The 11,071-nt window shown below is 37.6% G+C and carries 10 protein-coding genes and 1 riboswitch; of the genes, 2 read left to right on the top strand and 8 right to left on the bottom strand.

Annotation, left to right across the window (positions count from 1 at the left end; translation table 11 throughout):
- Positions 1-131: 131 nt before the first annotated feature.
- Positions 132-1,649 carry a glutamate/gamma-aminobutyrate family transporter YjeM gene (yjeM, locus tag J5G60_RS12615; protein ID WP_150355648.1) on the top strand — a complete coding sequence of 506 codons (1,518 nt, stop codon included), beginning with the start codon at positions 132-134 and terminating at the stop codon, positions 1,647-1,649.
- A gap of 54 nt (positions 1,650-1,703) precedes the next feature.
- The gene (locus J5G60_RS12610) at positions 1,704-2,684 is read left to right on the top strand and encodes a dipeptidase (RefSeq protein WP_150355647.1); all 981 of its coding nucleotides are present in this window, start codon (positions 1,704-1,706) and stop codon (positions 2,682-2,684) included.
- Between the two features lie 169 nt (positions 2,685-2,853).
- On the opposite strand, the gene asrC is transcribed toward J5G60_RS12610, so the two are convergent.
- From asrC to gcvT, 8 genes are all read right to left on the bottom strand, one after another.
- Positions 2,854-3,798, bottom strand: coding sequence for a sulfite reductase subunit C (asrC, locus tag J5G60_RS12605; protein WP_150355646.1), 945 nt, complete (start codon positions 3,796-3,798; stop codon positions 2,854-2,856).
- Between the two features lie 16 nt (positions 3,799-3,814).
- On the bottom strand, positions 3,815-4,606 hold the full coding sequence (gene asrB / locus J5G60_RS12600) for an anaerobic sulfite reductase subunit AsrB (protein WP_150355645.1): 792 nt from the start codon (positions 4,604-4,606) through the stop codon (positions 3,815-3,817).
- Positions 4,607-4,611: 5 nt separating this feature from the next.
- Positions 4,612-5,604, bottom strand: coding sequence for an anaerobic sulfite reductase subunit AsrA (gene asrA, locus J5G60_RS12595; protein WP_150355644.1), 993 nt, complete (start codon positions 5,602-5,604; stop codon positions 4,612-4,614).
- Between the two features lie 178 nt (positions 5,605-5,782).
- Positions 5,783-6,472 carry a Crp/Fnr family transcriptional regulator gene (locus tag J5G60_RS12590; RefSeq protein WP_150355643.1) on the bottom strand — a complete coding sequence of 230 codons (690 nt, stop codon included), beginning with the start codon at positions 6,470-6,472 and terminating at the stop codon, positions 5,783-5,785.
- Between the two features lie 13 nt (positions 6,473-6,485).
- Positions 6,486-7,940: an aminomethyl-transferring glycine dehydrogenase subunit GcvPB gene (gene gcvPB / locus J5G60_RS12585; RefSeq protein ID WP_150355653.1), complete on the bottom strand. Its 1,455-nt coding sequence runs from the start codon at positions 7,938-7,940 to the stop codon at positions 6,486-6,488.
- 4 nt (positions 7,941-7,944) lie between these two features.
- Complete coding sequence (gene gcvPA, locus J5G60_RS12580) at positions 7,945-9,285, bottom strand: aminomethyl-transferring glycine dehydrogenase subunit GcvPA (protein WP_150355654.1); 1,341 nt, start codon at positions 9,283-9,285, stop codon at positions 7,945-7,947.
- Positions 9,286-9,289: 4 nt separating this feature from the next.
- Complete coding sequence (gene gcvH / locus J5G60_RS12575) at positions 9,290-9,670, bottom strand: glycine cleavage system protein GcvH (protein WP_150355642.1); 381 nt, start codon at positions 9,668-9,670, stop codon at positions 9,290-9,292.
- A 16-nt stretch (positions 9,671-9,686) separates the two neighbouring features.
- Positions 9,687-10,793 (bottom strand): glycine cleavage system aminomethyltransferase GcvT, encoded by a 1,107-nt coding sequence (gene gcvT, locus J5G60_RS12570; RefSeq protein WP_150355641.1) that lies wholly within the window; start codon positions 10,791-10,793, stop codon positions 9,687-9,689.
- Between the two features lie 59 nt (positions 10,794-10,852).
- Positions 10,853-10,945, bottom strand: a riboswitch (glycine riboswitch).
- Positions 10,946-11,071: the final 126 nt, after the last annotated feature.

The raw sequence follows: 11,071 nt of genomic DNA, 5'->3' as shown, positions 1-11,071 counted from the left end.
CTTATAAAACAGTATATTTATTTCATTATACTGAATGTTATTATTTCAATATATTGAAATAATAACTTATAAAAAGAAGGGAGAGAAAAGCTTTTTAATATCTTAAATAAAATATTAGAGGAGTGAAAAAAATGTCAGAAAAAGCTAAAGAAGCTAATAAAAAACTAACTGTAATACCATTGGCATTAATGTGCGTTACATCAGTATTTATGTTTCCGAATATTCCTAGAGCATTTCTGCTTATGGGCTATGCAGCAATCCCATGGTATATATTAGCTGCAATAACATTTCTGGTTCCATTTGCATTTATGGTTGCAGAATATGGTGCCGCATTTAAAAAAGAAAAAGGTGGTATTTATTCATGGCTTGAAAAAGTTGTTGGCGCCAAATATGCATTTATTTCCATATTTATGTGGTATGTTGGCTGGCTAGTGTGGATAACGCTGACTTCTAATTCAATATGGGTTCATTTTTCAACTATGCTTTTGGGTAAAGACACAACTTCAAATTGGTCTTTCTTGGGATTAAATGCAACTCATACTTTGGGACTATTAACTATAGTATTTGTTTTTGCATTAACTTTTACGGCAACTAAAGGTTTAGACAAAATAATAAAAATAACTTCCCTAGGAGGTATTTCAGTAGCGTTTATCAATATAGTTGCTTATATTGGTGCGATAATAGTATTTATACTAAATCATGGGCATTTAGCTCAGGCTATTAATGCGCAGGCACTTGTTCATTCACCTAACCCTGGTTATCAATCAGTTGTATCAATAATATCTTTTATATCTTTTGCAATACTTGCTTATGCTGGTATTGAAGTAGTTGCAGGCGTTACAGACCAAACGGAGAATGCTGAAAAGAACTTCCCAAAAGGTGTTTTAATCGGTGCTGCCTTTATTGCAGTCTGCTATGCTCTGGGCATATTTGCAGTTGGCATATTTACCAGCTGGACTGGTGTATTAGGTGGAAAAGATGTAAATATGGTCAACGTAACAATTATTATTATGAATAACTTAGGCGTTGAAATAGGTAAAGGATTATCATTAAGTACGGCTGCTTCAATATCACTCGGTAACTGGTTAGGGCGATTTGTTGGATTATCATTATTTCTAACTTATCTTGGTGCTTTAGTTTCATACTCATATTCACCTATAAAGCAGTTGGTGGAAGGAACTCCAAAGGAATTATGGCCTGGAAACCTGTCACAGATTAAAGATGGTCTTCCTAAAAATGCCATGTGGATCCAATGCATTATTATTATCCTTTTCATATTATTTGTAAGTTTAGGAGGACAGGGAGCATCTGCTTTCTTTGACAAACTGGTACTGATGACTAATGTTGCTACTACATTGCCATATATATTCATCGCAGGTGCATTTGCTAAATTTAAGAAGAATGAAGAAATTGAGAAGCCATTTGTAGTGTACAAAAATTATAAGAGTTCACTGATATGGACAATAATAGTAACAGCTACAGTTTTAATAGCTAATGTAGCAGTAATAATTAAACCTGCATTAACAAAAGGAGACTTTGCATCATCATTATGGATGATAGCCGGGCCTGCAATATTTGCAGTAGTTGCATTATTGATGTACGGAAGATATGAAAATATAATGAAAGGAAAAGGAAATTTACCTATATAATAAAGAAGGTACAAAAGCATAATGTAAAATATATTTAACAGGAGGAAAATTTAAGTGAAAACATTTAAGGTATTTGATGCTCATTCTGACATACTAGCTGATGTTACTGATAAAAGAATGAAAGGCAAAAAAAACATATTGCGGAACTATCATATTGGTAGATTGCAAAAGGGCAATGTAAATGGCATATTATTGGCAGTTTGGATTGATCCTCCATATGTTAACAATGCTACTAAAAGAATGATGGACATTTTAGCAGCAACCTGTGAAGAAATAGGGGATATGAAAGATTGTGCAGCTGTTGCAGAAAATGCTCAGGATATTAGAAATATACAGGCCTCGGGGAAACTTGCTATTGTTTTAGGAATGGAAGGACTCAGCGGATTAAAAGGAAATGTTGATGTTTTAAGCATGCTTTACCGTTTAGGAATAAGACATGCTATGCTGACTTGGAATGAAGAAAATGAATTTGCTACAGGTGTTAAAAGTCCTAATAAAGAACGTGGAGTTACTAAAATCGGATTTGAAGCGCTTACAAAAATGGAAAATTTAGGCATATTAATAGATACATCTCATGCAAATGAAAAAACTTTTTGGGACATATATGAAAAAACGACAAAACCTTTTATCGCTTCCCATTCTAACGTTTATAATATTTGTAATACAGAACGTAATTTAAAGGATGATCAAATTAAAGCAATTGCAGAGAGAAAAGGCGTGATTGGGATGAATTCATGGGCAGGTTTTATTGACAAACAAAAACCCTGTGTTGAAAAATTAGCAGATCATATAGACTACATTACAGATTTAGTCGGCATCGATTATATTAGCTTCGGATTCGATTTTTGTGATTTTCTAAATTCAGATGCAATGTCATTCAGTAAAAACGGTAATGGTGCAACACCTGGTCTAGAAGATGCATCTAAAATACCTAACTTAATAAACATTTTAATTAAAAGAGGTTATAAATCTGAAGATATAGAAAAGATAGCTTATAAAAACATAATGAGAGTATTGGAAGATGTATTAAATTAATTAGTAATAGGCTGTACCTAGATTTGTGTAAATCAAATCCAGGTACGTTATTTTTATGTATGTATAAGCTGAAATAATGTTTTTTTAATTTACAGACTTTTTTCACAGTCCTCTCCCATCCAGCTCTCTTGTTGTATTCTTTGTCCTACTTTCATCTATATATGCTCCTTTATATATGCTCCTTGACTTCGGCTTCGGGATTGAGTCTTACATCTTTTAAGGCCCACTTTTTAAATTCCTGATATCCGGTTCTGTCCACAATATATCCCACATGTTCTTTCCCACCGGGAGCATTTTTATCAATATAGTTTTCTATATAGTCATAGGTATTTAAAATTATCCTTACTATACTGTTTTCATCATCTATCCATTTGATGAATTCACGGCCGATTCTGGGATCCTTTTTGCCGGTTCTTCCCATTATAACCAGCTTGTAATATTTTTTACCACTTCTTGTCCATGCACCTGCCGGACATTTGCCCACACATTCCCCGCAGCCTATACACTTGCTGTCATCTCTCACCACTTTGAAATTTTCAAAGCTGAGGGCATCTGCAGACCTGAGCCTGCAGTTGCTGACACAGGACTTGCAGCCTATACACCTGTAGCTGTCATACTGCGGCTCCGTCATGCCTATGATCCCAAAATCATGCATCCTGGCCTTTATACAGTCATTAGGACACCCTGTAAGGGCAATCTTCACATGATAGTCATTGGGAAATATGGCCTTTTCTATTTTTTTTGCAAAAGAGGTGGTATCGTAATTTGCAAAAGGACACACCCTGCTGCCTATACAGGCGCAGACATTTCTCGTACCTGAAGCCTGATACCCTCCATTCACATTACTCTGATTTATTCCAAGCCCTTCAATAACAGGCTGTATGAGTTTATTTATCAGGGCTATGTTCTTCATGTCAATTCCGGGTATTTCAAACCCCTGCCTGGTTGTAATATGAATTGTACCATTTCCATATTCCTCTGAAATTTTTTGGAGCAGGGTAAAATACTCCGCCTTAATATGTCCTCCCGGCACTCTTATCCTTATGGCAGTTTTACCTCTTTCCTTGGTTACCCTGAATGCATTTTTTTTCAAGACTTTTGTATTGATGTCCATAACTTACCCTCCTTTTCTAATCCACCAGGTGTTTGGCCTTCACATAGTTAAATACCGGACCTTCCAGACATATATAGGTGTCATTCATCCTGCAGTGACCGCACTTTCCCAAACCGCAGCACATTTTTCTCTCATAGGAAACCCAAATATTTTCTTCACTGATTCCCTTCTTTAAAAATTCCTCTATGGTAAATTTCATCATCATCGGGGGACCGACTACAATAACCTGCGCCTGCTTTAAATTTTCAACGGGAAGATCCTCTATATATTTTGTAACAAGCCCTACATTTCCATGGTAATCTTCACCTGCTCTGTCCACAGTTAAAATCACATTGGCATTTTTACTCCACTTTTCTATATTGTCTCTGAACAAAATGTCCTCCGGAGACTTGAAACCCACAATCACATTGAGGTTTGTGACTTCATCCCTATTATAGGCAAAATAATCTATTATGCCTTTTACAGAGGCTGTACCCGTCCCTCCTGCAGCTACCACCAGTTCTCTGTGCTTATACAAATTCACATCAAAGCCATTTCCATAGGGGCCTCTCATGAAAAGCCTGTCTCCTTTGAAGAAACTGTGAATTATGTCTGTAACTCTGCCCACACGCCTTATGGTGAGATCTACATAGTCCTTTCCTATTTCACATACGGATATAGGTGCCTCCCCATATTTGGGAATTGAAACTTCAAAGAACTGTCCAGGCCTTACTTCCCCTGAAAACTCCATTCTAAAGGTGTAGTCAATATCAGTGTGCTTTTTTATATCAATTATTCTGCTTGCCTCTGGCAAATACATATTTTCCATTTATATCACCTCACTGCATCATTTAATTTATTCACACAATTTGAAAAAGATATATATTCGGGACATACATCATCACATCTTCCGCACCCTACACACATGTTATATCCAAATCTCTTTTTAAAATCATAGACCTTGTGCATTACCTTGAACCTCATTCTATCACCCTTGTCCTGCCTGAAGCTGTGCCCTCCGGCTATATCCGTATATCCGTCTACCTGACAGGATGCCCATACTCTCCTTCTTTCACCCGTGTTTTTATTATCCCTGTAAAAAATATCCTGCATGGAAAAACACGTACAGGTTCCGCACACCAGGTTGCACCTTCCACAGGCAATGCATCTCCTAGAATATTCCTTCCACATAGAATTGTTGAAAATACTTTCATCTATATTTTCAGGAATATTCACTTTTACCTCATTGGATTTTACAAAACAGGGGTTTACATCACACTGCTTTACGTCCTTAAAATAGCCTTCAAAACTCTTGTCTCTGCATTCTATAAAGACTTTGTCATCTCTACATCTCACAAATAGATCATATTCCCGGGTGGTATTGCACCCCATGCTGCAGCAAAAACAATTCTCAAAGCTGTGTTCACATTCCATAAGCACAAATTTAACTTTATCCCGCAGCTTTTTATAATAGACATCCTCGGAACCATTTCTCAAATAAATTTCATCAATCCTCTTTATGGCATGAATGTCACAGCTCCTTAAAAAAATCAGTATTTTCTTGTCATCTGTACCGGGCTCTTTTACAGAATCTTCAGTGAAATAAAATAATGTCTGGGTAATCGGGAGCAGTACTTCCTTAGGCGAAAAGTCAGACTTGGCATTAAATTCTATTTCTTCAATGGTATTCACCTGCCCGTATCTTACTGAATCCGTATCAGAAAACCTTCCCCTGCCCTTCAGTTTCACTGGAGCATATACTCTGCAGTTTTCTCGTAATTTCCTCAAGAAACAGTTAAATCCTTCGGTATCAGTTACAAAACCCATTTCTCATTTTCCTCCTTAAAATATTGATACAAAGATTGCCATATATTTAACATAGCATAAATACAAAAAATAAAGCGTGATATAAATCACGCTTCAGTAAAAAACTGTGTTTGCATTAAACGTTACAAACACAGTTTTGGTTTCTCCTTATTTTATATTGTGAAATCTCATCAGCAGGCTAAATTCCCCTAAAATATACAGACAGGGCTTCCGGATCTACAACTACTATCCTTTTATTTTGAAATTTGATCATTCCCTTTTTCTTAAAACCATTCATACATCTTGAGACAGTCTCCCTGGTACTGCCAAGCATATCTGCCAGATAGGTTATACTTATATTCAAGTCAATAAGCGTACCTTCTCCAGTTTTCACACCATAATCCCTGGATAATTTCCACAGTTTGGCTGCCAACTTTTTATCCATTCTCAAGGGCACCGTATTTTTCAGCTGCCTGTAAAGTCTCCTTATTTTTTTAGCCATGGAATTCATTATAATACAGGTAAGAGCAAAATCACCTGCCATGAGCTCCATCAGATCCGATTTTAAGAAATACAGGATGCAGCTATCTTCAAAGGCCTGACAGCTTATGGATGCAGGCAGATTTTCAAAGGCGACCTCATTTATAAAGTCCCCGTCATTTAAAATATAGATAATTCTTTTCTGTCCTTCCTCCGATATCCTGTACATGGTTACCTTGCCTTTCAAAATAAGGTAAATTTTATCCACTTTGTCTTTTTCATAAAATAATACTTTGCCCTTGGGCAGCTTTTTTTTGAAAGCTTTCTCCCTGAGCAGTTTCAATGTAACTTTATCTATATTTCTAAACATGGACAATTTATTAAAATCACGGTCACCAGCTTCAATCATAATTACACCCCTTTTACCTACTCCATTTTACCACAGGTTTCCGGGCTGCTTTAACCTCGTCCAGCCTCTTAATATCGGTGGTATTAGGCGCAGATTTAACTATATCCCGATTTTTCTCCGCTTCCTCTGCAATTTTTATCATATCCTCTATAAATCCATCCAGAGTCTCCTTTTTCTCATTTTCCGTGGGCTCTATCATCATGGCCTCTTTTACAATAAGGGGAAAATATATAGTAGGCGGATGATATCCGTAGTCTAAAAGTCTTTTTGCCACATCGAGAGTGGTGACGCCATTTTCATCATTTTTCAGTCCTCCAAGTACACATTCATGCTTGCAGACACCTTCCATTGGAACATTGTAGTGTTCTTTAAGGCTTTCCTTTATATAATTTGCATTGAGCACTGCATCTTCACTGACCTCTCTAAGTCCCTCCGCACCCATGCTCAGTATATAGGAAAAAGCTCTTACCATCACCCCGAAATTTCCGTAAAAACTTCTGACTTTTCCTATGGAGCAAGGTCTGTCATAGTCAAGATAATACCTGTCATTTTTCCTGGCAACTATGGGCACAGGCAAAAACTGTGACAGTTCTTTTTTAGTTCCTATAGGACCGCTTCCAGGTCCTCCGCCTCCATGGGGTGTTGAAAATGTCTTGTGAAGATTCATATGGCACACGTCAAATCCCATGTCTCCGGGTCTTGTCTTTCCCATATTGGCATTCATGTTGGCACCATCATAGTAAAGCAACCCTCCTGCAGCATGCACAAGCTCTGCTATTTTAAGTATATTTTTTTCAAATATCCCCAGAGTATTTGGGTTGGTTAACATAAGCCCGGCCACTTCATCATCCAGTAGGGATTTTAAGGACTCAATATCCACAGTTCCATCTTCAGCAGACTTCACTTCTACCACTTCAAATCCGGCACAGGCAGCTGAGGCTGGATTTGTTCCATGGGCAGAATCAGGTACGATTATCTTCTTTCTTTTAAAATCTTCTCTTTTTTCATGGTAGGCCTTTATGATCATAAGCCCCGAAATTTCACCATGGGCTCCTGCTGCAGGCTGCAGTGACACTGTATCAAAGCCTGTTATTTCAGCAAGCTTTTCACTTAACTCATACATGAGCTTTAAAGCTCCCTGGGCTGTTTCCTCCGGCTGATAGGGGTGAAGCTCAGTAAATCCTGTTAAACCTGCCATATCTTCATTGATCTTGGGGTTGTATTTCATGGTGCAGGAGCCAAGAGGATAAAATCCTGTATCCACGCCAAAATTTTTATTGGAAATCAGCGTAAAATGCCTTACCACATCCACCTCACTTACTTCAGGAAGCTCCGGCTCCTCTCTGCTTATAAATTTTTCCGGCAGCAATTTACAGATATCCTCCTCCGGTACATCGCACTGTGGAAGAGAATAGGCCCTTCTGCCCTTTTTAGAAAGTTCAAAAATAAGCTTGTTGTATTCACTTATCATCTTATATCCCCTCCAATACAGAAACTAATTCGTCAATTTCAGGTTTTGTTCTTTTCTCAGTGACGCATAAGAGCATGGAGTTTTTATAAGATGGATATGCTCTCTCCACATCATATCCACCCAGAATATTGTTCTGCAGCAGCGTTTTATTTACTTTTTCCACTGAATTCTTGGATTGAACCACAAACTCATTAAAAAATGGTCTATCAAACAACGACTTATACTTTCCACTTTCAACAAGCTCGCTAAAAGCATAGTGAGATTTTTGCACATTTTGGAGTGCCACTTCCCTTATCCCCTTTTTACCAAGAGTAGTCAAATAGATGAGTGCAGTCAGGGCATTGAGTGCTTCATTGGAACAAATATTTGAAGAAGCTTTTTCTCTTCTTATATGCTGTTCCCTTGCCTGAAGTGTAAGTACAAAACCTCTTTTTCCTTCCTTGTCTGTAGTTTCACCTACAATTCTTCCCGGAATTTTTCTAAGATATTTTTTCCTGGTAGTCAGAAATCCGAAATAAGGTCCTCCGTAATTCATTCTGTTTCCAAGAGACTGCCCTTCTCCTACGGCTATATCTGCACCACATTCTCCAGGACTTTTTAAAATTCCAAGGGATATTGGATTACAGTATACTATCAGAAGAGATCTGTTTTTGTGAACATATTTTTCTATGTCCTCAAGTTCCTCTATTATTCCCAAAGAATTCGGCGTCTGAATTATTACCGCTGCAGTATCCCTGTCCAATACAGACTTAAGTTTCTCCACATCTGTAACTCCCTCTGCTTCATCTATTTCCACCAATTCTAAATCCTTAAATCTTAAATAGGTTTCAAGCACCCTCCTGACCTCAGGGTGGAGAGTTTTGGATACGACTATCTTTTTACGCCTTGCAGCGTTTGCAGCCATCTGTGCGGCTTCAACACAGGCAGTGGCCCCATCATACATTGAGGCATTGGAAACATCCATACCCGTTAAATCAGCCATAACTGTCTGATATTCAAATATGGCCTGCAGTGTACCCTGGCTTATTTCAGCCTGATAAGGAGTATATGCAGTATAAAATTCTGATCTGGATATTATATGCTTTATTATAGAAGGCACATAGTGATCATAGGCACCTGCACCTAAAAAACAAGTCAGCTCCTCACAGCTTTTATTTAACCCTGCAATACCTTCTATATAGGATTTAACCTGAAGCTCAGACATTCCGTCATTTATATTCAATTTTCTATTTAGACGTATACATTCCGGTATATCAGAAAACAGGTCGTCTATTTTACTTACCCCTATTTTCTTTAACATAGCCTGCTTATCTTCATCTGTTAACGGCAAATAAGGATGCATGGTATCACTCCCCGTCACATAATTTTTCATAGTTTTCAGCATCTAAAAGTTCCTTGAGTTGCGAATTATCTGATAATTCAACGGAAATTATCCAGTTTTTATAAGAGTCCTGGTTTATATATTCAGGATTGTCTGCAAGTTCTTCATTTACTTCCAACACTTTACCTGACACAGGTATATAAAGATCCGATGCTGCTTTTACAGATTCCACCGCTCCAAAAACTTCACCTTTTTCAAATTCAGAGCCCACTTCCGGCAAATCCACAAACACAATGTCTCCCAGGGAGTCCTGGGCAAAATCAGTGATTCCCACATAGGCCTTGTTTCCGTCTGCCTTTATCCATTCATGATCCTTAGTATAAAGCGCTTCCTTTAAAATCTTCATTTAAAGTTCCTCCCTATTATTTTTTATAATTTTTTTTATAAAATTTTTTGTCCACAACCTCCGCTTTAAGAAGCTTTCCTCTCACTTTGACAAAAATTTCAGTTCCAAGTTTGGAATACTTGGAGTTTATAAGAGCAAGCCCTATATTTTTTCCCAAGGAGGGGGATCTGTATCCCGTGGTCACTTCGCCTATTTTTTTGTATCCTGCAAGAACTTCATATCCATGCCTCGGAATACCTCTGTCTTTCATTTCAAATCCAATTATCTTTCTGGCAGGGCCTTCTTTTTTCTGCTTTAAAAGAGCTTCTTTTCCTATAAAATTTTTTTTATCCAGTTTCACAAAAAATCCCAGTCCAGCTTCAAGAGGGGTGATGGAATCCGAAAGTTCATTTCCATAAAGAGGAAGATTCACCTCAAATCTCAGTGTATCTCTTGCACCAAGCCCTATTGGTTTTATACCCTCTTCCCTTCCGGCTGCAAGTATCCTGTTCCACAAATATTCTGCATTTTCAACAGAAGAATAAATTTCAAAGCCATCTTCTCCTGTATATCCAGTTCTGGATATCATACATTTTTTCCCAGAAACAAGCACATCTCTTCTGCAAAAGAAAAATTTAATTTTCTCCAGATTCACATCTGTAAGCTTTTGAAGTATGTTTTGAGCTTCAGGCCCCTGAATGGCCAACTGTATAACGGAAGAAGATATATTCTCGATATCAACGTCAAAGCCATCCTTGTTGTCAAGCATCCAGCTGATGTCTTTTTCGATATTTGCAGCATTTATGACCAGGAAAAAATGCTCATCATCAAACTTGTAAACTATAATATCATCCACAACACCGCCATCTGGATAACACATAGGAGTGTACAGTATCTGATTGTCTTCAAGTACAGCTGCGTCATTGGTAATTAAATTCTGGACAAAGTTCAGTGCATCTTTCCCCCTTATATCGGCTTCACCCATATGTGAAACATCAAACAACCCCGCCTTTTCTCTCACCGCCCTGTGCTCAGGTATTATACCTTCAAATTGTACCGGCATAGACCATCCCGCAAAGTCTATCATTTTTGCTCCATATTTTCCATAGGAATTAAACAGTGCAGTTTTTTTCAATCCTTCCACGACAAAACCTCCTATTATATTTTTATACAACAAAAAAGGACATGAAGAACAATTTGTCCACATATCCCTCTGTTTACTTACCTGAGAGTTTCGAGCAGAACATCTTTCACCTTCGGTACTGTTTTAAATACAGATTTTCCAGAGTTTTGTCCTACAGCGCTATTTTTACCTGAAAGTTTTTGATATAACTGTGAAAATATATCATTGCCCCGTCGGTTAACAGATGTTATCTCACGCTATAATCATCCAAGATAATTTTTTCTTATATATAATATAAA

It is taken from the genome of Clostridium sp. HV4-5-A1G (assembly GCF_900184915.1).
GTDB lineage: Bacteria > Bacillota > Clostridia > Clostridiales > Clostridiaceae > Clostridium_B > Clostridium_B aromativorans.
This window is presented reverse-complemented; position numbering and strand designations above follow the sequence as displayed.